General features: G+C 70.9%; 22 protein-coding genes. 10 read left to right on the top strand and 12 right to left on the bottom strand.

The window, feature by feature from the left end; all coding sequences use genetic code 11:
* Window positions 1-86: 86 nt before the first annotated feature.
* On the bottom strand, window positions 87-491 hold the full coding sequence (locus tag ABD747_RS08100) for a hypothetical protein (RefSeq protein ID WP_344803214.1): 405 nt from the start codon (window positions 489-491) through the stop codon (window positions 87-89).
* Window positions 492-568: 77 nt separating this feature from the next.
* Between ABD747_RS08100 and ABD747_RS08095 the strand changes: the two genes are divergently transcribed.
* Together ABD747_RS08095 and ABD747_RS08090 are read left to right on the top strand one after the other, a co-directional pair.
* A complete protein-coding gene (locus tag ABD747_RS08095) occupies window positions 569-1,780 on the top strand; it encodes a cupin domain-containing protein (RefSeq protein ID WP_344803212.1) in 1,212 nt (403 codons plus the stop codon).
* On the top strand, window positions 1,777-2,685 hold the full coding sequence (locus ABD747_RS08090; protein WP_344803210.1) for a sucrase ferredoxin: 909 nt from the start codon (window positions 1,777-1,779) through the stop codon (window positions 2,683-2,685). Before ABD747_RS08095 ends, ABD747_RS08090 begins: the two co-directional genes overlap by 4 nt.
* A 195-nt stretch (window positions 2,686-2,880) precedes the next feature.
* Here ABD747_RS08090 and ABD747_RS08085 read toward each other — a convergent pair whose 3' ends face one another.
* The 4 genes from ABD747_RS08085 to ABD747_RS08070 are packed head-to-tail and all read right to left on the bottom strand — an operon-like array spanning window position 2,881 to window position 6,319.
* On the bottom strand, window positions 2,881-3,189 hold the full coding sequence (locus tag ABD747_RS08085; protein ID WP_344803208.1) for an ABC transporter substrate-binding protein: 309 nt from the start codon (window positions 3,187-3,189) through the stop codon (window positions 2,881-2,883).
* Between the two features lie 8 nt (window positions 3,190-3,197).
* Window positions 3,198-3,587, bottom strand: coding sequence for an ABC transporter substrate-binding protein (locus ABD747_RS08080; protein WP_344803206.1), 390 nt, complete (start codon window positions 3,585-3,587; stop codon window positions 3,198-3,200).
* Between the two features lie 28 nt (window positions 3,588-3,615).
* A complete protein-coding gene (locus ABD747_RS08075) occupies window positions 3,616-4,662 on the bottom strand; it encodes an LLM class flavin-dependent oxidoreductase (RefSeq protein WP_344803204.1) in 1,047 nt (348 codons plus the stop codon).
* Between the two features lie 52 nt (window positions 4,663-4,714).
* Complete coding sequence (locus ABD747_RS08070; RefSeq protein ID WP_344803202.1) at window positions 4,715-6,319, bottom strand: ABC-F family ATP-binding cassette domain-containing protein; 1,605 nt, start codon at window positions 6,317-6,319, stop codon at window positions 4,715-4,717.
* Between ABD747_RS08070 and ABD747_RS08065 the strand changes: the two genes are divergently transcribed.
* The 3 genes from ABD747_RS08065 to ABD747_RS08055 all read left to right on the top strand — a co-directional run bounded on the left by ABD747_RS08065 (window position 6,297) and on the right by ABD747_RS08055 (window position 8,926).
* A complete protein-coding gene (locus tag ABD747_RS08065) occupies window positions 6,297-7,454 on the top strand; it encodes a hypothetical protein (RefSeq protein ID WP_344803200.1) in 1,158 nt (385 codons plus the stop codon). The genes ABD747_RS08070 and ABD747_RS08065 overlap by 23 nt on opposite strands.
* Window positions 7,451-7,810, top strand: a complete 360-nt coding sequence (locus tag ABD747_RS08060; protein WP_344803198.1) for a GntR family transcriptional regulator — start codon at window positions 7,451-7,453, stop codon at window positions 7,808-7,810. The genes ABD747_RS08065 and ABD747_RS08060 overlap by 4 nt, the downstream gene beginning before the upstream one ends.
* 219 nt (window positions 7,811-8,029) lie before the next feature.
* Complete coding sequence (locus ABD747_RS08055) at window positions 8,030-8,926, top strand: DUF559 domain-containing protein (RefSeq protein WP_344803196.1); 897 nt, start codon at window positions 8,030-8,032, stop codon at window positions 8,924-8,926.
* Window positions 8,927-8,973: 47 nt separating this feature from the next.
* On the opposite strand, the gene ABD747_RS08050 is transcribed toward ABD747_RS08055, so the two are convergent.
* Both ABD747_RS08050 and ABD747_RS08045 read right to left on the bottom strand, forming a co-directional pair.
* A complete protein-coding gene (locus ABD747_RS08050; protein ID WP_344803194.1) occupies window positions 8,974-10,014 on the bottom strand; it encodes a LacI family DNA-binding transcriptional regulator in 1,041 nt (346 codons plus the stop codon).
* A gap of 4 nt (window positions 10,015-10,018) precedes the next feature.
* Window positions 10,019-11,563: an alpha-N-arabinofuranosidase gene (locus tag ABD747_RS08045; RefSeq protein ID WP_344803192.1), complete on the bottom strand. Its 1,545-nt coding sequence runs from the start codon at window positions 11,561-11,563 to the stop codon at window positions 10,019-10,021.
* A 277-nt stretch (window positions 11,564-11,840) separates the two neighbouring features.
* Here ABD747_RS08045 and ABD747_RS08040 point away from each other — a divergent pair, with 277 nt between their 5' ends.
* From ABD747_RS08040 to ABD747_RS08020, 5 genes are read left to right on the top strand one after another with little or no spacing between them, the layout of a single operon-like run.
* A complete protein-coding gene (locus ABD747_RS08040) occupies window positions 11,841-13,124 on the top strand; it encodes an ABC transporter substrate-binding protein (RefSeq protein ID WP_344803190.1) in 1,284 nt (427 codons plus the stop codon).
* An 18-nt stretch (window positions 13,125-13,142) separates the two neighbouring features.
* On the top strand, window positions 13,143-14,099 hold the full coding sequence (locus ABD747_RS08035) for a carbohydrate ABC transporter permease (RefSeq protein WP_344803188.1): 957 nt from the start codon (window positions 13,143-13,145) through the stop codon (window positions 14,097-14,099).
* Window positions 14,099-14,992 carry a carbohydrate ABC transporter permease gene (locus ABD747_RS08030; protein ID WP_344803186.1) on the top strand — a complete coding sequence of 298 codons (894 nt, stop codon included), beginning with the start codon at window positions 14,099-14,101 and terminating at the stop codon, window positions 14,990-14,992. The genes ABD747_RS08035 and ABD747_RS08030 overlap by 1 nt, the downstream gene beginning before the upstream one ends.
* Window positions 14,993-15,023: 31 nt before the next feature.
* Entirely contained in the window at window positions 15,024-15,743 is a 720-nt protein-coding gene (locus tag ABD747_RS08025) for a ThuA domain-containing protein (protein ID WP_344803184.1), read from the top strand.
* A gap of 8 nt (window positions 15,744-15,751) precedes the next feature.
* Entirely contained in the window at window positions 15,752-16,822 is a 1,071-nt protein-coding gene (locus tag ABD747_RS08020; RefSeq protein WP_344803182.1) for a Gfo/Idh/MocA family protein, read from the top strand.
* On the opposite strand, the gene ABD747_RS08015 is transcribed toward ABD747_RS08020, so the two are convergent.
* Genes ABD747_RS08015 through ABD747_RS07995 form a run of 5 tightly spaced genes read right to left on the bottom strand, consistent with a single transcriptional unit; the run spans window position 16,806 to window position 21,798 of the window.
* A complete protein-coding gene (locus ABD747_RS08015) occupies window positions 16,806-16,964 on the bottom strand; it encodes a hypothetical protein (protein WP_344803180.1) in 159 nt (52 codons plus the stop codon). The genes ABD747_RS08020 and ABD747_RS08015 overlap by 17 nt on opposite strands.
* Entirely contained in the window at window positions 16,964-17,983 is a 1,020-nt protein-coding gene (locus ABD747_RS08010) for an SGNH/GDSL hydrolase family protein (protein WP_344803178.1), read from the bottom strand. The genes ABD747_RS08015 and ABD747_RS08010 overlap by 1 nt, the downstream gene beginning before the upstream one ends.
* Before the next feature lie 34 nt (window positions 17,984-18,017).
* The gene (locus ABD747_RS08005; RefSeq protein ID WP_344803176.1) at window positions 18,018-19,604 is read right to left on the bottom strand and encodes a xylulokinase; all 1,587 of its coding nucleotides are present in this window, start codon (window positions 19,602-19,604) and stop codon (window positions 18,018-18,020) included.
* A 9-nt stretch (window positions 19,605-19,613) separates the two neighbouring features.
* Window positions 19,614-21,110, bottom strand: coding sequence for an L-arabinose isomerase (gene araA, locus ABD747_RS08000; RefSeq protein WP_344803174.1), 1,497 nt, complete (start codon window positions 21,108-21,110; stop codon window positions 19,614-19,616).
* Window positions 21,103-21,798 (bottom strand): L-ribulose-5-phosphate 4-epimerase, encoded by a 696-nt coding sequence (locus tag ABD747_RS07995; RefSeq protein WP_344803172.1) that lies wholly within the window; start codon window positions 21,796-21,798, stop codon window positions 21,103-21,105. The genes araA and ABD747_RS07995 overlap by 8 nt, the downstream gene beginning before the upstream one ends.
* Window positions 21,799-21,889: the final 91 nt, after the last annotated feature.

Here is a 21,889-nt window from a genome sequence, read left to right as displayed (position 1 = left end):
TACCGCCGGCGTTTGGGGTCGCTCGTGCCCGGGAACAACCGGTGGTGTAAGCAGTGGGATACGGCGTCGACCCGGCGCGGACCCATCTACCAGGAGGTTTGCCGATGAGCGAGACATCCGATCCCAGTGGCGGCGGCGTGGCCGACCTCGAGGGTCCGGCCGACGGTGGCGCCGAGGGAGTCCCCGGCATCCAGGACGGCGGCGCGGACGGTGGCGCGGACAGCGGCGCCGAGGGTCCGGCCGACGGTGGCGCCGAGGGAGTCCCCGGTGTCCACGACGGCGGCGCTGACGGCGGGGCCGATGGTGGTGCCGACGGCGGAGCCGATGGTGGCGCTGACGGCGGAGCCGATGGTGGCGCTGACGGCGGAGCCGATGGTGGCGCCGACGGCGGAGCCGAGGGTCCGGCCGACGGCGGAGCCGACGGCGTTGCGGGCGTCCAGGACGGTGGCGCGGACGGCGGAGCGAACCGCTGACCTCGACCACCCGTTCACCGGGCCCGCAGCCGCCGGGTCCTGAGTCGTCGACCGACCGGCTGCCCGGGGGCCGCCCCGGGCAGCCGCGATCGGTCGTGCTGGACCGGTTGATCTCGGTCGACGCGGCGCGGTTCGCCGCCGACTACTGGGGTCGCCGGGCGCTGTTGTCGCGGGCTGCGGAACTGCCGGGCGGAACCGCGTTCGAGGACCTGCTGGACTCCGGCGCGATCGACGAGCTGGTCTCCTCGCACGGCCTGCGGACGCCATTCCTGCGGGTCGCCAAGGCGGGCAGCACGCTGGCCGAGAAGACCTTCACCGCACCGGGCGGGGTCGGCGCCGGCATCGCCGACCAGGTCAGCGACGACCGGCTGACCCGGCTGTTCGCCGACGGGTCGACCCTGGTCCTGCAGGCCCTGCACCGCACGTGGCCGCCGGTGCTGGCGTTCTGTCAGGCGCTGGCCGCTGAGCTCGGACACCCGGTCCAGGCCAACGCCTACATCACACCCCCGCAGAACCAGGGCTTCAGCGACCACTACGACGTGCACGACGTGTTCGTGCTGCAGATCGAGGGCGAGAAGCGCTGGTCGATCCACGAGCCGGTGCTCGACGCGCCGCTGCGCGACCAGCCCTGGACCGACCGCCGCGCGGCCGTCGAGCGCCGCGCCGCCGAGCCGGCGGTGATCGAGGCGGTGCTCCGGCCCGGTGACTGCCTGTACCTGCCGCGCGGGTTCTTGCACGCCGCGCAGGCGCTCGGCGGGATCAGCACCCACCTGACCATCGGTGTCCACGTCTGGACCGGTTTCGCGCTGGCCGAGCGGATGGTGCAGCAGGCGATCCGCACCGTCGCCGGCGACGCCGACGTCCGGGCATCCCTGCCGCTGGGCGTCGAGTTCGTCGACGAGGCGATCGCCGGCGACGTCGAGGCGGTCCGTCGCGCCCTGGTGGCCGCCCTCGAGCGGGTCGACTCCGGCGCTCTGACCGCCGAGCTGCGCCGCGCCGGCCGGGGTACGTCCCGGGCGGCACCGATCGGTCCGCTGGCCCAGTTCCGGGCGGCCGAGCGGCTGGACGAGACAGTCGTGGTGCAGGTACGCGAGCACCTCGCCGCCGGGGTGGAGCGGCGCGCGGACGGTCGGGCGGTGCTCCGCGGCCGGGCCGACGACCTCGTCCTGACCGACGATGAGGCGGCTGCGGTCGAGGCCTGGCTGGTCCGGGACGCGATGCCGGCCGGTGAGCTGGGGATCGCGCTCGCCCGCCGGCTCGTGCTGGCCGGGGTGGCCGTGGTGGCCGGCGACGACGCGGCCGGGTGAGCCCGGCCTGGTTCGGTTGCGCCGACCGGGCCCGGCAGCGCGACGACCCGATGATCGGCAGCGCACCACACGCCCACGGCTGGCTGCTGATCGAGCATCCCGGACCCTGGGGCATCGACGCGCCGGCCGGGTGCGGACTGGACGAGGACGTACTCCTGCTGCTCGGGCGCGCCGCCCGCGCCGCGCACTGGCGGATTCTGCTGGTTCGGCGACCGGGCCGCCGGCCGGTCCCTCCGCAGCGACGCTGGATCGCGGTCGGTGCCGCCGCGACTCGCGAGGGTCACTGGCGCGGCGATGGCGAGCTGGGCGCCGCGGCCGAGGCCGTACGAACCCTGTCCCGAGCCGGCGAGCCGGCCGCGACCGCCGGGCCCGCGGACCCGGCGGCTGAGCCGATCATCCTCGTCTGCACCCACGGCACCCACGACACCTGCTGCGCCGTGCGCGGCCGGCCGGTCGCCGAGGCACTCGCCGCGCGCTGGCCCGCGTCGGTCTGGGAGTGCAGCCATCTCGGCGGCGACAGGTTCGCGGCCAACGCCATCGTGCTGCCCGACGCCGCCTACTACGGAAACCTCGATCCCGGCTCGGCGGTCCGCACCGTCGAGGACCACCTCGACGGCCGGCTCGACCTGGATCGGCTGCGCGGCCTGGCCAGGTTCCCGCCGGTCGCTCAGGCGGCGATCGCGGAGGCGCACCGGCGGCTCGGACCGCTGCCCGCCCTCGCGATCACGGCGGGCCACCCGGAGCAGCTCGAGCCGCATCGGTGGCGGGTCGTCGTCGCCGCTCCGGCCGGCAGCTGGCGGGTGATCGTCGTCGCCGAACGCCGCGAGCCGGCCGTGCTCACCTGCCGCGCCGCCGCCGCCACCCCGGCGACGGCGTATCTGGTCACCGCCTTCGATCCCGCCTGAGCCGCTCTGGGGTCTGGGCTCTCCCGGTGCCACTCCGCACCGCGGAATGCGACTCCGCACCCTGCCCGCCCTGCCCGCCCTGCCCGCGTGGTGCGGAGTCGATCCCCGGGGTGCGGAGTCAAGAACGCAGCAGGACCCGGCCGCGCCCGAGTGCGCAACCTGGCTGGGCGTCGCCGCCGGCGGCCGGTGCGGGCCCTAACCGGCCGGATACTCCCGGGGCGCCTGGCCCTTCGTGGCCAGCGCGAGCTGCGGCGTCAGGTGCTCCAGGACGTACGCCAGGCTCAGCGGGGTGGTGAAGTAGATGGCGCCGGCGAGCGTGGCGAACCCGGCCCTGATCTCCGCGATCAGCTTCTCGCCCTCGGCCGGCTTGCCGACCGCCGTCGCGATCTGCCGGGTCTGGTCCTGCCAGGCCGAGAAATAGCGGCGGGCGCCGGTGATGCTGGTGACCGTCGGAGCGATCTTGGAGAGCTTGTCGTAGTCCGCTCGCTCCATCCCCGCGTTCACCCCGATGATCAGATCCGGTTGAGCTCGGCGATCTTCTCGAACTGGAACCCGTCGTCGGTGGTCAGGACGGTGGGCTCGGCGTCACCCAGCAGCGGGCGCGCCCAGGGCCAGACCGCGTAGGGCTGGTCGCCGTACCAGTCGGTCGTGGCGATCGGCACGATCCCGAGCTGCAACAAGGTGTCCTGCTCGGTCAGCCCGACGCTGACCACCCGCTGCGGCTCGCTGGGGATCGTCGTCGAGCCGAACTGGTGCTCGACGGTGACCGGGAAGGCTGCGCCGGTGCTGGCTGGCGCGGACGCTGCCGGCTCGGTCCGCGCGGTCGCCGAGCAGCCGGCGGCGATCAGGAGTACGCCGGTCAGCAGGGCGGCAACGACAGTGCCGCGATGTCGGCGGTGCATGACGTCCTCTCGATAAGGGAAGCCTTCCTTATCGAAGCGCGTCGACCAGCAGTTCCAGCGTCCGCTCACGGGCGGGCGCGCGATCGGCCGGGTCGCCGGCACGCGCGCCGGCGATCGGATGGACCATCACCTCGTCCACCGCAAACACGGATGCCAGCTCGCGGATCCGCTCAGCCGCCGCGACCGGCTCGTCGACCACCCATCTCGACAGCATCGAGGTGGCCAGCCCCTCGTGCTCGACCGGCAGTGGCCGGGCCAGCGACTCCTCGACGCTCGGTTGCGGGCCGAGCGGACCGCCGGTCCGCAACGAGATCATCGCCAGGAGTTGCGGCCGGGCCAGTTCCAGCGCCTCCTCGCGGGTCTCCGCGACGGCGACGTTCACGGTCAGGAAGGTCCGCGGCTCGTCGCCGAAACCGGACGGGCTGAAGTTCTCGCGATACAGCTCGAGCGCCTCGGCCGTACCGCTGCCGGAGAAGTGGTGCGCAAACACGTACGGCAGACCAAGGGTGGCCGCCAACCGCGCGGAGTAGTCGCTGGAGCCGAGCAGCCAGACGGCCGGGGTGCCGACGGCCTCCGGCGTCGCCCGCAGCGGGTACGTCCTCCCCTGGAGCTGCAGCCCGACGCCAGCCGGCTCCAGCATCGCGACCAGGTTGGTGACGTGCTCGGAGAAGCGCTCAGGGTCGGCGGTCTCGGGCCCGCCGTGGCGCAGCGCCCAGTTGGTCACCGGGTCGCTGCCCGGCGCGCGGCCGATCCCGAGGTCGATCCGGCCCGGGTGCGCTGCCTCGAGCAGGGCGAACTGCTCGGCCACCACCAGCGGCGCGTGGTTCGGCAGCATCACGCCGCCGGAGCCGATCCGCATCGTCGACGTGGCGGCGGCGAACATCGCAATCAGCACCGGCGGGTTGGTGGACGCCACGGCCGGCATGTTGTGGTGCTCGGCCACCCAGTAGCGATGGACACCCAGCCGTTCGGCGACCCCGGCCAGCGCCAGGCTGGCGCGGAGCGCGTCGCCGGTACTCTGGCCGGTCCGGACGGGGATCAGATCGAGAACGGAGATCGTCGGTGGTGAAGTCATCTCATCGTGCGCAACCGACCCGCCCCCGGCACTATTCCTCGCTCGGTCTCTCCTACCGCGGTCGCTCCTCGTGCAGCACACCCGCGGCGTCCAGCCGGAGCGTCCGGGTGAGGCCGAGCCGGTCGAGGAACGCGTCGTCGTGGCTGACCACCAGCAGCGCGCCACGATAGGAGGTCAGCGCGTCGACCAGCTGATCGACACTGGTCAGGTCCAGGTTGTTGGTCGGCTCGTCCAGGATCAGCAGCTGCGGCGGTGGATCGGCGAGCAGCAGTCGGGCGATCGCGACCCGGAACCGCTCTCCGCCCGACAACGAGCCCACCGGGCGCTCGACCGTGCCGCCGCGCAGCAGGAACCGGGCCAGCCGGGACCTCACCTCGTTCGGCGTCCGGTTGGGGGCGGCGTCGCGGACGTTGTCCAGGATCGAGCGGTCCTCGGCCAGGCCGTCCAGCCGCTGCGGCAGATAGCCGACCCGCTCGGTCAGCAGCCGACCGCTCGCGCTCCCGGTGTCCTCGCGCCCGGCGATCGAGGACTCCAGCAGCCGGGTCTTGCCGATCCCGTTCGGCCCGACCAGCCCGATCCGCTCCGGACCCTGGATCACGATCCGGCGCCCGTCGGTGCCGGCCAGCTCGGCGATCCGGCGGCCGGGTGCCAGCCCGGGGTCGGGCAGGTCGACCATGATGCGGGTGTCGGGCCGGACCCGCTCGGCGGCCGCGTCCGCCTCCTGCGTGGCCTGCTCGACCTTCTCCCCCGCCTCGGTCCGGAGCCGGCCGGCCGAGACCTGGGCGGCGCCACGGCGACCGTGCGCGATGATCTTGGGTACCCGCTTCTCGCGCTCGGCGGTCCGCGCCGTCCGCGCCCGCCGGGCGAGCTTCTCCTCCGCCTCGATCCGCTGCCGCTTCTCCAGCCGCACCACCTGGTCGGCCGCCCGCTGCGCCTGCCGAGCAGCCTGCTGCTCGGTCTCCAGCTGCTCCAGGTAGGAGCTGTAGGGGCCGCCGTACGTGATCAGCTCGCCGCCGTACAGCTCGGCGATCGCGTCCATCCGCTCCAGCAGGGCGACGTCGTGGCTGACCACGACCAGGGTCCCGCGCCAGTTCTCGACCAGGTCGTAGAGCCGAGCGCGGGCGTCGCGGTCGAGATTGTTCGTCGGCTCGTCCAGCAGGGTGATCGGCCGTCCGGCGAGCTGCAGACCGGCGGTGGCGACCAGCACGGTCTCGCCGCCGGACAGCCGTCCGACCGGCCGGTCCAGGTCGTCGGCCGACAGCCCGATCGCGTCCAGCGACTGCTCCGCTCGCGCCTCGATGTCCCAGTCGGCCCCGATCACGTCGAACAGATCGGTCGAGACATCCCCAGCCTCGACCGCCCGGATGGCGCGGACGACCCGGCTGATCCCCAGCAGGTCGGCCACCGTGGCCGACGTGTCCAGGGTGAGCGTCTGCGGCAGATAGCCCACCTCGCCGGCGGTGGCGATGCCGCCACTGGTCGGTTCGAGCCGGCCGGCGATCAGCCGGAGCAGGCTTGACTTGCCGGCGCCGTTGGCCCCGACCAGACCGGTGCGGCCGTGGCCGAAGGCGGCGTTCAGGTGTTCGAGCGCGATCGAGCCGTCGGGCCAGACCAGGCCGAGGTCGGTCAGGACGATGGATGACGAGGATGCAGGCACGGTTTCTCCCGGAGGTGCGGTGGCGCGACTCCGGAGAGCGGAGTCAGCGCGTGGGCTGGGGCGCGAAACCGTGCAGGTACACAGAAACCTCATCGATCGGGGACGTCACCGAGTGTTCCACGACTCGCACCGACAGCCAAACGGGATTCCGGTGCAGCGTTGCAGTGGTCGGCATCGTATTGATACGATGCTACAAACAAGGTACGAAGTTGTGGGGGTGAAGCCGATCGTGCCGTACGTAGCAATCCCGGTCGCCTTCTGTCTTGCCGTCGCGGTCTGGCTGCTGGTGCTGCAATTTCCGCCGGCCAGGCGGCGGCTGAGCGCGAGATGGATCCGCGAGCAGCGCGCACCCATCACCGACGAGCTGACCCGCGAGGTCGAAGCGGCCCGGTGGCGCCAGCAGGTCGGCGCGTTGCTCGGCGGCCTGCTCGGCCTGATCGCCCTCATCCCGATCACCGCGCGATTCGATCCGGCCGACGACAGCAGCCTCGTGGTGACCATGCTGAGCTGGCTGCTGCCGATCGCGGGGGTGTTCGTCGGCCGCGGTGTCAGCGGGCTCTACGGAGCAGCCCTGGAGATCCGGGGGCCGATCCGGGTCGCGAATGCAACCGCAGCGCGGATGTCCGACTACGTGCGCCGGGCCGGCCTCGGGGTCGTGCGGCTGGAGGTGCTCCTCGTCGTGGTCGCCGCGAGCTGCGCGCTCTGGTCGTCGTCGCAGCTCGAAGGGACGTCCGATCGGGGCCATCCTGCCTTCGCCGGCACGACGCTGGCGCTGGTCGTCCTCAGCTGGGCCGCGGCCGAGGTGGTGGCCCACCGGCTGGTTGCGCGACCGCTGCCCAGCGCCGATGCCGTCAGTCTCTTCTGGCGGGATGCGCTGCGCGGCGAGCGGTTGCGCGACATCTTCTCGCTGCCCGCGATGATCGGCATGCTGAGCCCGCTCACGATCACCGAGTCACTACCGCCGTCTCACGGATCGGCGGCGGCCGGCACGACCTGGCACGTCGTGACGGCTTTGCACATCGCCACGTACGTCCTCGCGTTGGCCGCACAGATCCTGCTGCGCGATCAGCCGGCCAATCGTCACCGGAAAGCGGCCCTGCGGGCGGCCCGCGCGGTGGGACAGGCCGTCGGATGATCGTCATCGACACCTCATCGCCCGTCCCCCCGTTCGAGCAGCTCCGACAACAACTGCTGTCCCAGATCGAGACCGGCGACCTCACCCCGGGCACCCAGCTACCGACCGTCCGGCGCCTGGCGGCCGATCTGGGCATCGCCCCGAACACAGTGGCCCGCACCTACCGCGAGCTCGAGCAGGCGGGTGCGATCCGGACGGCCGGGCGTCGGGGCAGCGTCGTCGCCGAGCCGGCCGCCGATGCCGGCGAGGACGCCCGGCGGTCCGCCGCCGAGTTCGTCCGGCGGATGCGCGGCCTCGGACTCGGGCCGATCGAGACCCTCCAGCTGGTACGGCAGGCGCTCGATCGCCCGACCTGAACCGGGCGTGGGAGGCCAACGGGCGCAGCGGCCCGACGAGCGCTGCTCCGTCGTCACCCGGACCAGCCCGGATCCACCCTCAGCATGATCGATTCGAAGCGACGAGGGAGCAACCGTCGTCGAGTCCGTCGTCCACAGGTTCGGGCCGTCTCGACCCGCCGTCCACAGATCCGGACAAGGGGCGGCACGATCGGGGTGGTCCTCCGCATGGTGACAGATGTGAACGAGATCGAGATCCGACTGCGCCGCGGTGGCGGCATCCTGCGGCGGGCCGACAACGCCGACCTCGCCGGCCGGCTGGACACCCTGCTTCGCCGCGGGGAGCTGGTCGCCGTCCATCCCGGTGTGTACTGCCTGCCCCACACGGCCGGCGACACCCTCGTCCGCATTCTCGCCGCCGCTACCTGGGCGGGTCCGGACGCGGTGCTCACCGGCTGGGCCGCCGCCCGGCTGACCTTCCTGCCCGACGCGAGAGTGCCGGTGGTCACCGTCGCTCTCCCCACCAGCCGGCGGGCGCCCGGCGGGATCGCCGTCGAGCGGCGCCGGATTCCGCCGGAGCTCGTCCAGCCGTACGGCCCGTTGGTGCTGACGCGTCCGAGCCTCACGGCGCTCGACCTGGCCGATTCGCGCACCCGGGCGTCGGTCGTCGACGAGGTGCTGCGCACCCGGGCCGCGACCCTGCAGCAGCTCTGGGCAGCGCTCGAGCTGACCCCGAATCGTCGCGGAAACGCCGTCCGCCGGGCACTGCTGGTCGAGTCGCGCGCCGAACCGTGGTCGGAGGCGGAACGGGCTCTGCACCTACTGCTCTGGCAATGCGGAATCGCCGGCTGGATCAGCAATGCCTGGGTGCTCGGCTACCGGGTCGACGTGCTGTTCGCGGCGGCGATGCTCGTGATCGAGGTAGACGGCTGGGAGATCCATCGCAGCCGGGACGCGTTCGAGCACGACCGCCGGCGCCGCAACGAGCTCGAACTCGCCGGCTATCGGGTGCTGAACTTCACCTGGCGACACATCGTCGAGCAACCGGGCTGGGTGATCGAGTGTGTGCTGCGCGGGCTGGCCGACGAGCGTTGCTCCCCCGTCACGCCGAGAGCTTCCGGTCTGCGCTCAGCATGATCGACTTCTCCCGACGAGGGAGCATCCGTCGTCGTCGAGCGGACGGTTCAGCCGGCCCTGGTGGTGCCGCGCTCGACCAACCGTGCGGCCGGCATCACCACCTGGGCCGGACGGCGCTCACCGTCCTCCTCCATCCGGGACAGCAGCAGCTCGCAGATGGCGTCGGCCATCCGGTCGTTGCCCGGCTCGACCGTCGACAGCGGCGGCACGCTGAACCGGGTGTCGCTCAGGTTGTCGAACCCGATCACCTGGACGTCGTCGGGGACGCGCAACCCCGCCTCCACCAGCGCGGTCAGGGCTCCCATCGCCTCGGTGTCGGTGAGGGCGAAGACGGCGTCGAAGGCGATCTCCTCCTCGATCAGCAGGCGGACCTGCTCGAAGCCGTCCAGCCGCCGGAAGCCACCGGGTCTGATCAGCTCCGGACGGATCGCCAGCCGGGCCGCACGATGCGCCGCGAGATAGCCGCGGGTCCGCAGCTGCGGCATGGAGTCCCCGTCGCCGGTCGCCCCGCCGAGCAACGCGATCCGCCGGGCTCCGCGCTTGATCAACAGCCGGGTCGCCATCCGGGCGCCGGTCACGTTGTCCATCAGCACGTGGTCGAACCGTGCGGGGACCGTCCGCTCGCCGATCAGCACCACCGGCGTCTCCACGCTGAGCTGCTCCAGGTCCTGGGTGTCGCCGGCGACGACGCTCAGCACGAACCCGTCGTACACGCTCAGCCGGGCGGCCGACAGCGACTCCAACTCCGATCGGCGACCCGAGGTGCGCTCGACCACGAGCCGCAGACCGTGCGCGGCGAACCGATCGGCCAACCGGTCGGCCAGCTCGGAGTAGTAGCCCGGGGTGAAGTCCGGCACGGCCAACCCGACCATTCCGGTCCGGCCGGTGCGCAGGTGCCGGGCGGTCAGATTGACCCGATACCCCAGCTCGCCCAGGGTGGCCAGAACGCGCTCCTTGGTCGCCTCGCTGACTCGCTGCGATCGTCCGTTGAGGACGTTCGAGACGGTCATCGACGACACACCGGCGTGCCGGGCCACATCGGCGATGGTCGGGCCGCCGCGCCGAGCCCGTTTCGCCGTCTCGCTCATCGGCTCAGCCTACGGTCTCGCCGCCGCCGGACAGGGTCAGTTCGAGAGTGCCGAACGAGTGTCGCGGCAGCTCGACGGTCAGCGTCCCCGCCGCGTACGCCGACTCGAGCGCGGTCGGACGGACCACGTCCGGCGCGAGCGAGGTGTTGTGCGCCTGCGGCTTGTCCGCGGTCAACACCCGGCCGCGAACGCCGGTGACCTGCCGGCCCCGCAGATCGAATGTCAGCACGGCGTCGGAGTCGAGATCGAGGTTGCTGACCGAGATCAGGGCCCGACCGTCCTTCAGGCTGGCCGAAGCCGACAGCGTGTTCAGCTGGGCGCCGCCGACCGATCGCGCGCTCGGTCCGTCGATCACGTGCACCGGCAGCTGCCAGGCGTCCTGGTGACCCTGATTCATCTCGAACACGTGGTACGTCGGGGTGAGCACCATGCTGCCGTCGTCGCCGGTCAAGATCATCGCTTGGAGGACGTTCACCGTCTGGGCGATGTTGGCCATCTGCAGCCGGGCCGCGTGCTTGTGGAAAATGTCGAAGTGGACGCCGGCCACCAGCGCGTCCCGCAGGGTGTTCTGCTGGTACAGGAATCCGGGATGGGTGCCCGGTTCCACCGCCCACCAGGTGCCCCACTCGTCGCAGACCAGCCCGATCCGCCGCTGCGGGTCGTAGCTGTCCATCACGGCCACGTGCCCGGCGATCACCCGGTCGATGTCGGCCGCCTTCGCCATCGTGGCGTAGTACTGGTCCTCGCCGAACTCCGTCGCCGAACCCTTCCCGATCGCGTCTCCGGCGAAGCTGTAGTAGTGGAACGAGATCGCCTGGAAGATCCCGCGCGGCTCCGGTGCGCAGCCCAGGCAGCTCACCGCCTCCATCAGCGCGCGGGTCCAGGCCAGGTCGTCGTCGGCCGCACCGGCCGCGATCCGGTACAGCCGGTTGTCGCCGTGGTCGCGGCAGAACGTCGCGTAGCGCCGGGCCAGATCGGCGTACGCCTCCGGCCGCATGTTCCCGCCGCAGCCCCACGCCTCGTTGCCGATCCCCCAGAAGGGCACCCGCCAGGGCCGGTCCCGGCCGTTCGCCCGCCGTAGCCGCACCATCGGCGAGTCTCCGTCGCGCGTGAGGTATTCCACCCACTCGCTCATCTCCTGCACGGTTCCGCTGCCGACGTTGCCGTTCACGTAGGGCTCGGCACCGAGCAGCTCACACAGCGTCATGAACTCGTGGGTGCCGAAATGGTTGTTCTCCTCGACGTCACCCCAGTGAGTGTTGATCATCGTCGGACGCTGCTCGCGCGGACCGATGCCGTCACGCCAGTGGTACTCGTCGGCGAAACACCCGCCCGGCCAGCGCAGATTCGGGATCCGCAGCGCGCGAAGCGCGTCGACCACGTCGGAACGGATCCCGCCGACATTCGGAATGGGCGAGTCCTCGCCGACCCAGAAGCCGCCGTAGATGCAGCGGCCCAGGTGCTCGGCGAAGTGCCCGTACAGGTGTCGGTTGATCTTGGGTCCGGTGACGTCCAGGTCGACCACCAGTCGTGCCGTTGAGCTGCTCATGCGGGAATCCTTGTCGAACGGGGTGTCGGATCAGGGGCCGGCCGGGACGGCCGCCGAGGCGAAGTGGTTTGACGATATACCTTGATCGCTCGGCGACCGTTTCGTCAAGACCGGAAAGCCGGCCGAGGGGCCCTTGCCAGACCGGCGGATCGTGTGTTTCGATAGGCGCAGACGCCGAGATTTAACGATAAACCTCGCGTCCGATCGATGCACTCGAGCGCGCCCCGACGACCCGACCGTGGAGTGGCGCGGCACCCAAAGGAGGGACCTGAGTCCGATGAAAGCACGTACGATCGCAGCCGCGGCCCTGACCGCGTGCGTGGCCCTGCTGGCCACCGCCTGCAACGCGGGCTCGACCCCGAGCGGCGGCAGCACCGAGGACACCAAGACGTTCGACTTCTGGTCGTTCAGCGGCATCAACCAGAAGGCCTCCGTCCAGGAGTACAAGGCGAAGCATCCCGACGTGACCGTCAACCTCACCGAGGTCGGCTCCTCGGTCGAGACCGCGCAGGCCCTCACCACGGCACTGGCGGGCGGAAAGGTTCCCGACCTGGTGCTGATCCAGGGCGACGACCTGCCGAAGTTCATGATGAATCCGGGCAACTTCAAGGACCTCAGGGACTTCGGGGCGGGCGACATCACCGGGAACTACCTGGATTGGGTGATGGCGCAGTCCACCGGCGCCGATGGCGAGGTCGTCGGGATCCCGACCGACGTCGGCGGGATGGCGATGTCCTACCGGGTCGACAAGTTCAAGGCGGCCGGCCTGCCGACCGACCCGGCCGAGGTCTCCAAGCTGTGGCCTACCTGGCAGGACTATCTGAAGGTAGCGAAGGCCTACACCGCGAAGACCGGCGAGCCGTTCCTGGACAACGCATCGACCACGGTCTTCTACCAGGCGGTGAATCAGGTCTCGCAGAAGTACTACGACAACAGCACCCGAGAGCCGATCTATGCCACCAACCCGGAGGTGAGGGCGGCGTTCGACCTCGGTATCGAGGCCGCCACCTCGGGCACCACCGCGAAGCAGGGGTCGTTCACCACCGGGTGGAGTGCCGGACTGGCCAACGCCGACTTCGCGACCGTCGCCACGCCGTCGTGGATGCTCGGCTCCATCAAGAGCAACGCGCCGAAGACCGACGGCAAGTGGGACATCGCCGTCATTCCGGGCGGCGGCAAGGGCAACTGGGGCGGGAGCTACCTGGCCATCCCGGCCGGGGCGAAGAATCCCGTCGCAGCGTGGAACTACATCAAGGAGATGCAGGCGCCGGACTCCCAGCTGGCACACTTCCTCGACTCGGGATCGCTGCCGACGACGCCGTCGGTCTTCACCGACCCGAAGCTGCTGGCCAAGACCGACCCGTTCTTCTCCGACGCGCCGATCGGAAAGATCTTCACCGAGTCGGTCGACGGTCTCAAGCCGTTCTACATCGGACCGGACTCGTCCACGATCGGGGCCGAGTTCCAGAACTCGATCAACAACGTCGAGGCCGGCAAGGGAGATCCGAGCACCGCCTTCGACACCGCGGTGCAGAACATCAAGACCGCGCTCGGCGGCTGAGATCGGATCGGCTCCGCGATGACGACGATCACGCTGTCGACCACGACACCCGCCCCCCGCCCGCCCGCCCGACCCCGGCCGATCCGGCTGGGGCTGGGCGAGCGGGTCGCACCCTACGGCTACGTCCTGCCGTTCTTCGTGCTCTTCTTCGTCTTCGGACTGTTCCCGCTGCTGTTCACCTTCGTGATCTCGCTGTTCAACTGGAACCCGATCGGGACGAAGACGTTCATCGGCACGGCGAACTTCACCAGGCTCGTGCACGATCCGCGGTTCTGGAACGCCACCGTGAACACGCTCAGCATCTGGTTGTTGTCGACCGTTCCCCAGCTGGTCGTCGCACTGGTGCTGTCGCACCTGCTGAACCACGCCCGGTTGCGGTTCGCCAACTTCTTCCGGATGTCGCTGCTGGTGCCCTACGTCACGTCGGTCGCCGCGACCACCGTCGTGTTCGCTCAGCTGTTCGACCGGGACTACGGCCTGTTCAACTACCTGATCGGTCTGTTCGGCTTCGACCACATCGACTTCATGAGCTCGCGGATCGGGAGCCACGTCCTGATCGCTTTGATGGTCGCGTGGCGCTGGTTCGGTTACACCACCCTGCTCTACCTGGCGTCCCTGCAGGCGATCCCCCGCGACATCTACGAAGCGGCATCGGTCGACGGCGCCGGTGGCTGGAAGCAGTTCTCGAACATCACGGTGCCCTCGCTACGACCGGTGATCATCTTCACCATCGTGACGTCGACCATCGGCGGCCTGCAGATCTTCACCGAGCCGCTGCTGCTCTCTCCCGGCGGTCAGTTCACCTGCGGCGCCACCCGGCAGTGCCAGACCCTGACCCTGTTCCTCTACGAGCAGGCGTTCGGCCAGTTCAAGTTCGGCTACGGCGCCGCGGTCGGCGTCGCGCTGTTCGCGATGATCGTGATCATCGCGCTGATCAACTTCCTGCTCTCGACGAGGCTGAAAGGAGAGCGGTGATGACCGAGGCCGCCGAGGAGATCGTCGAGGAGGCAGTCCCGATCCTGCCCACCGCGAGGCGCGGGCGCGCCCGGCTCGGCCGGGTCCGGTGGTGGACGTACGCGCTGCTCGTGCTTGCGGCGGCGGCCTGCATCTTCCCGCTCTACTGGATGTTCGTGGTCACCACGGCCGGTCCCGGGGCGGCCACCCAGCTACCGCCCCGGGTGGTCCCGGGCACCGACCTGCTCCGGATGCTCGAGCTGGTGATCAGTACGGTCCCGTTCTTCCAGTCGTTGCTGAACAGCACGATCGTCGCGCTAAGCCTGGCCGCCGGGCAGGCCCTGCTCTGCGCACTCGCCGGTTTCGCCTTCGCCAAACTCACGTTCCGCGGCCGCAACGTGCTGTTCCTGATCGTCGTGCTCACCATGACCGTGCCGGCCCAGCTGTCGGTCATCCCGCAGTACATGATCATTTCCAGGTTCGGCTGGGTCGACACGCTGCAGGCGCTGATCGTGCCGGGCCTGGTGAACGCGTTCGGCATCTTCTGGATGCGCCAGCACATCAGCGTCACCATCAGCGACGAGCTGCTGCAGGCCGCGCGGATCGACGGCGCAGGAACCTGGCGGATCTTCGCCGACATCGTGTTCCCGGTGGTCCGCCCGGCGGCGTTCGTGCTGGCACTGCTCACCTTCGTGACCGCCTGGAACGACTTCATGTGGCCGTTCATCGTGCTCAAGTCGCCCGAGATGTACACCGTGCAGATCGCCATCAAGGCACTGCAGAACAACATCTCGGTGGATCTCGGCCTGGCCATGGCAGGGTCGTTCTTCGCCACCCTCCCGCTGCTCGTGGTGTTCGTCATCGTCGGCCGTCAGATGGTGTCGGGCATCATGGATGGTGCCTTCAAGGGCTGAACACCGGATCTGACGACGAGAAGTGGGAGCCATGAGCGCAGCACCGAGCGAACACCGGACGAGACGGGCCCTGGTGGTCCGCGGCGGCTGGGAGGGCCACGCGCCCGTGCAGGCCACCGACTTGTTCCGGCCGTTCCTGGTCGAGCAGGGGTTCGAGGTCCGGGTGGAGGACTCCCCGGCCGTCTATGCCGACGCGGAGTCGATGGCCGAGCTGGACGTGATCGTCCAGTGCATGACGATGAGCACGATCGAACGGGACGAGTTCGACGGCCTGCGGGCCGCCGTCGAGGCGGGCACCGGCCTGGCCGGCTGGCACGGTGGGATCGCGGACTCCTACCGCAACACCAGCGACTACCTGCACCTGATCGGCGGCCAGTTCGCCTGTCACCCGCCCAAGCCGGCCGAGCAGCGGATCGGCGGCGACCCGAGCGACAACTTCCTGCACTACACCGTGAACATCCGCGCCGACCAGCGCGACCATCCGATCGTCGCCGGGCTGGCCGACTTCGAGCTGACCACGGAGCAGTACTGGGTGCTCGCCGACGACTACATCGACGTGCTGGCGACGACCACCCTCGAGGCCCGCCCGTGGGACCCGTGGCACCGGCCGGTCACCTCGCCGGCGGTCTGGACCCGCGACTGGGGTCGGGGCCGCATCTTCGTGGCCACCCCGGGGCACAGCCTGGACGTGCTGCAGGACCCGAATGTGCGCACCATCATCGAGCGAGGAATCCTGTGGGCCAGTCGTTGAGGATCGGGATGATCGGCTGCGGTGCGATCTCCGGACAGTATCTGGAGACCATCGCCCGGCTGCCGCGGCTCAGCCTGGTGGCGGTCGCCGATCGAGACCACGAGCGGGCGGAACGGGTCGGCGCGGCCGCGGGGGCGTCCGCGCTGCCGGTGCCCGCGCTGCTGGCCGATCCGCGGATCGACGCCGTGCTGAACCTGACCGTGCCGGCCGCCCATGCCGAGGTCGCGCTGGCCGCGATCGAGGCGGGCAAGATCGTCTACGGCGAGAAGCCGCTGGCCGCGAGTCTCACCGACGCTCGCCGGATCGTCGACGCGGCCGCGGCCGCCGGCGTACGGATCGGTTGTGCGCCGGACACCGTGCTCGGCACCGGGATCCAGACCTCGCGGCGGGCGATCGACGACGGCCTGATCGGCACCCCGGTGGCGGCTTCGGCGACCATGCTCACCCCGGGGCACGAGCGCTGGCACCCGGACCCGGACTTCTACTACCAGCCCGGCGGCGGGCCGCTGCTGGACATGGGTCCCTACTACGTCACCGCGCTGATCACCCTGCTGGGGCCGGTGACCGAGGTCGTCGGGATGTCCAGCCGGTCCCGTGACACGCGCGCCATCGGCAGCGGGCCGCGGGCCGGCGGGGAGGTCCCGGTCGCGATCGACACCCACGTCACCGGCGTGCTGCGCCATGCGAGCGGGGCGTTGTCCACGTTGATCATGAGCTTCGACGCGGTGGCGACGCGGGTGGCACCGATCGAGGTGCACGGCACGTCGGGCTCGCTGGCCGTCCCGGACCCGAACCGGTTCGGCGATCCGACCTTCCTGCACCGGCTGGGCGCGACCGGCTGGGAGGAGCTTCCGGTCAGCGCCGGGTACGTCGATGCCGGCCGCGGCTACGGCCTTGCCGACCTGGCAATCGCCGCACCGGACAGAGAGCCACGGTCCGGTGGACGGCTTGCCCTGCACGTGCTCGACGTGATGGAGTCGCTGCTGACCGCGGCCGTCGAAGGGCGCAGCGTTCCGGTCGCCTCGACCGCGGATCGCCCCGACCCCGTCCCGTTGACCGACCTCACCGACGCCGGCTGAGGTCCAGCGGACCGTCCGCGCGAAAGGCGTGGGCGGCGAACCGTTCGCCGATCAGCCGGTGGGTGACCGAGTCCGGGTGCAGCCGGTCCGGCAGCGGATGGTCGACGGCGTCGGCCGGTCCGTACAGCTCCAGTCCGTCCACTAGTGCAGGTTGTCGTCCTCGACGGCGCGTTGGGCGACGATCCGGGCCAGCCGTTCGCGGATCACGCTGAGGGTCAGCTTGCCGGCCGCCCGCTCGGCAGGGTCACCGGTGGCCACGAACCGGATCTCGCCGCGCGCCAGCGCCGCCGGATCGAATGCTCCCGGCCCCGGGGTGTCCTCGTGAATGCCGCAATGGATGGGCGAGACGACCAGCAGCGGTACGTCGGGGTGTCCGTCTCGGATCGTGTCGAGGAAACCGTGCACGGCCGGGCCGAGGGCGCGCAGCCGCATCAGGTCCGCGTTCACCAGATTGACGCCGAGCTTCAGACTGATCAGGTCCGCGGCAGTGTCTCGGATCGTCCGCGCGGTGAACGGATCCAGCAGGGCGCTTCCGCCGAACCCGAGGTTGATCAGGTCCACGCCGCCGGCCAGGCTGGCGATCACCGGCCAGGTGCCGGTCGGACGCGCCGCATTCGAGCCGTGACTGATCGAGCTGCCGTGGTGCAGCCAGACCGGCCTGCCGGTTCGCACCGGCGCCACCGGCCGATCGGTGCGGAGCTGGCCGAGCTCGACGCTCTCGTTGTGCGGAAGCCAGATCTCGACCACCTTCTCGCCGGCCGGCAGGTCGTCGAAGACGAGGCTCTCCGGCTCACCCGGCACGGTCTCGGCCGCGCCGGTGGACGGATCGATGGTGATCATGGTCGGCCGGCGCAGCGTGGCCCCGGCCACGAGCCGGCCGTCGAGGACCAGATCGAAGCTCCCCGGCGGGCGCGCCGGCGCACCACGGAAGCCGTAGCGCGTCGCCAGCGCGGTGAGTTCGACGCTGGTCGCCGTGGTCGCGAAGACGATCCGCACGCCGGCCGGCTGGGACTCCGCCATGCTCAGCTGCGGGTCCCGGTCGGCCTGGGCCAGCGCCCATGCCGGCAGCCGGTGCGGGCGGACGCCGACGGCGGTCGGCTCCAGCTCCAGCGCGCCGCGCACCAGCTCGGCGGTCACCGGCGTCCCGATCGGTCTGCTCATCCGCTCGACCCTAAGGCACGTCCGAGCGCTGCGCTCAGGTGTGCGCGACCGCCGCTCGTTGCACCGGAAGGGCGGCGACCCAGCGCTGCATGAACGCGTCGAAGCCGGCGACGTCGCCGCCGTCGGGCTCGACCGTCTCCAGCGCGGCCGCGGCGAAGACCTCGTCGGCGAGAAACGCCGCCAGGGACCGATCGGCGCCGGACCCGGCGAACGCTGCGAGCACCGCGATCCCCCAGGCGCCGCCCTCGGCCGCCACGTCGCCGACCGATACCGGCGTGTCGATCGCCGCCGCCAGGAAGCGCTGGGCCACACCTCTGGTCTTGAACAGACCGCCGTGGGCGAACATCCGGTCCAGCCGGACGCCCTCCTCCTTCTGCAGCACGTCCATCCCGATCCGCAGCGTTGCCAGGGACGAGAACAGGTGGGTCCGGACGAACGTGCCCAGCTCGAAACTGCTGTCCGGGAGCCGGAGGAACAGCGGCCGGCCCTCCTCCAGCTCGGTGATCGGCTCTCCCGAGAGGTAGTTGTAGGCCAGCATCCCGCCGCCGTCCGCCGCCCCGGACAGGGCCGCGGTGAACAGGGTCTGGAAGACCGTCGTGGTGTCCGCGTCGCTGCCCAGGGCCGCCGCGAACTGGGCGAACAGCCCCACCCACGCGTTCAGCTCGCTCGCGCCGTTGTTGCAGTGCACCATCGCGACCGGATCGCCGGCGGGGGTGGTGACCAGGTCCAGCTCACGATGCACCCGGCCGAGCTCGTGCTCGAGCACGACCATGGCGAAGATGCTGGTGCCGGCCGAGACGTTCCCGGTGCGCGGCGAGATCGAGTTGGTGGCCACCATGCCGGTGCCGGCGTCGCCCTCCGGCGGGCAGAGCGGCGCACCGGGGCGGAGCCGGCCGGTCGGGTCGAGCCGGGCGGCCCCGGCGGCGGTGAGCTCTCCGGCGGCCTCGCCGGCGACCAGCACGGCCGGCAGCAGCTCGGCCAGTGACAGCGGCACACCGGCCTCGGCGGCCAGCCGGTCGACGGTGGCGATCATCGCCGCGTCGTAGCCGCCGGCGCCGACGTCGATCGGGAACATCCCACTGGCGTCGCCGATGCCGAGCACCTGCCGGCCGGTCAGCTGCCAGTGCACGTAGCCGGCGAGGGTCGTGATGTGGGCCACCCGGCCGACGTGCTCCTCGCCGTTGAGGATCGCCTGGTAGAGGTGCGCGACGCTCCAGCGGTGCGGGATGTTGTGCCCGAGCTCGGCGCTCAGCCGCTCGCTCGCCGGGCCGGTGTTGGTGTTGCGCCAGGTGCGGAACGGGACCAGCAGCTCGCCGTCGGCGTCGAACGCGAGATAGCCGTGCATCAGGGCCGACACACCGAGCGCCCCGACCGCGTTCAGCTCCACCCCGTGGCGCCGCTCCACATCCGCGGCCAACGACGCGTAGCACTCCCGCAGGCCGGTCCACACCGCGTCCAGGGAGTACGTCCACAGCCGGTCGGTGAACTGGTTCTCCCAGTCGTGGCTGCCGACCGCGAGCGGCTCGTGGTCGGGACCGGTCAGCACCGCCTTGATCCTGGTCGAGCCGAGCTCGATGCCGAGCGCCGTCCGGCCGCTCTCGATCGCCTCACGCGCATCCATCACGGCCGCCTAGAGGCCCCGGGCGAGCCGGTAGTAGGCCTGGTTCCAGCGGATCCGGTCGGCGAACTCGCGCCGGTTCGTGCCACCGTCGATGATCAACAGCTCGACTCCGAGCAGGTTGGCGAAGTCGGCCAGCTGATCGGTGTCGACGGCGGTGGAGAGCACCGTATGGTGCGGCCCACCCGCGCTGATCCAGGACTCGGCCGAGGTGGCCAGGTCGGGCCGGGGCTCCCAGACCGCCCGGGCCACCGGGAGCTTGGGCAGCGGCTCGTCGGGCCGCACCACGTCGACCTCGTTGAGCACCAGCCGGAACCGGTCGCCGAGGTCGCAGATGCCGAGCACGGTTGCGGGTCCGGGCGCTGCGTCGAAGACGAGCCGGACCGGGTCCTCCCGGTTCCCGATGCCGAGCGGGTGGATCTCCACCCGCGGCTTCGCAGCGGCGATGCTCGGGCAGACCTCGAGCATGTGCGCGCCGAGGATCTTCGGCCGGCCCGGGCCGAGGTGGTAGGTGTAGTCCTCCATGAACGACGTGCCGCCCGGCGCACCGGCACCGATCGCCTTGACGGTGTGCAGCATGACCGAGGTCTTCCAGTCCCCCTCACCGCCGAAACCGTAGCCGTCGGCCATCAGCCGCTGGCAGGCCAGTCCGGGCAGTTGCCGCAGGCCGCCGAGATCCTCGAAGTTCGTGGTGAAGGCGCCGAACCCGCCCTCGGTCAGGAACGCCCGCAACCCACCCTCGATCTTCGCGCCGTAGCGCAGCGACTCGTGCCGGTCCGCACCCGGCAGAAGCTCCGGCGCGATCTCGTACGCGTCCTGGTACTGCGCGATCAGGTCGTCGACCTCGGCCTCGGTGACCGCGTCGACCCGCTCGACCAGGTCGTTCACGCCGTACGTGTTCACCGAGACCCCGAACCGGAGCTCGGCCTCGACCTTGTCACCCTCGGTCACCGCGACGTTGCGCATGTTGTCGCCGAACCGGGCGAGCCGGAGCGAGCGGACCGCCGCGACGCCGCGGGCGGCGCGCTGCCAGCCGGCGATCCGGGCCTGGGTCGTCGGGTCGGAGACGTGGCCGGCGACGATGGTCCGCGGCACGCCGAGCCGGGCGGTGATGAAGCCGAACTCCCGGTCCCCGTGGGCCGCCTGGTTCAGGTTCATGAAGTCCATGTCGATCTCGGCCCACGGCAGCGACACGTTCGCCTGGGTGTGCAGGTGCAGGAACGGCGTCTTCAGCGCGTCCAGGCCGGTGATCCACATCTTGGCGGGCGAGAAGGTGTGCATCCAGGCGATCAGGCCGATGCAGTCGGGATCCGCGTTGGCGGCCATGATGATCGCGTGGATGGCCGCGGAGTCGGTCAGCACCGGCTTCCACTCCACCGGCACCGGCAGCGTCCCGGCGTCGTTCAGCGCCTCCACCACGGCCCGGGACTGCTGCTCGACCTGAGCCAGCGTCTCCGGGCCGTACAAGCCCTGGCTCCCGGTCAGGAACCAGCAGGTCTTCTCACTCATCGTCATCAACTCCGGTCTGGCCGTAGACGTTTTGATAGCGGTCGTACAACGCGTCGATGTCGGCCGGTGCGATCGGCAGCGGCTCACCCAGCTGACGGGCGATGTGCACCGTCCGGGCCACCTCCTCGCACATCACCGCGGCCTTGACCGCGTCCTTCGCCGTCCGGCCGACGGTGAACGGGCCGTGGTTCTGCATCAGCACGGCCGGCGACCGGTGCCGGCGCAGCGTCTCGACGATCCCGCGTCCGATCGAGTCGTCGCCGATCAGCGCGAACGGGCCGATCGGGATCTCGCCGCCGAACTCGTCGCCCATCATGGTCAGCACGCACGGGATCGGCTCGCCCCGGGCGGCCCACGCGGTGGCATAGGTCGAGTGGGTGTGAACCACCCCGCCGACCCCGGGCAGGTGCGCGTAGACGTAGGCGTGCGCCGCGGTGTCCGAGGACGGGGAACGGTCGCCGTCGACCAGGTTGCCGCCGAGGTCGGTGACCACCATCGCCTCGGGGGTGAGCTCGTCGTAGCCGACGCCGGACGGCTTGATCACCAGCAGATCGTGGCCGGGGACCCGGGCCGACACGTTCCCGGCCGTCCACACCACCAGCCCCCAGCGCGGCAGCTCGGCGTGCAGCCTGGCCACGTCGGTACGCAGGCCGGCGACGAGTCCGGCGATCTCAGCGGTGATGGTCACGACGATGCTCCGGTGTGAGTGAGCGTTAACACGAGCGATCATGCCGTCTGCATCACGCCGTGTCAAAGCCGACGACCCGGAGAGTGTTGCC

Source organism: Microlunatus ginsengisoli (assembly GCF_039537205.1).
Taxonomy (GTDB): Bacteria; Actinomycetota; Actinomycetes; order Propionibacteriales; family Propionibacteriaceae; genus Microlunatus; species Microlunatus ginsengisoli.
Note: the sequence above shows the minus strand (reverse complement) of the source record. Positions and strands in the feature narration are given on the sequence as shown.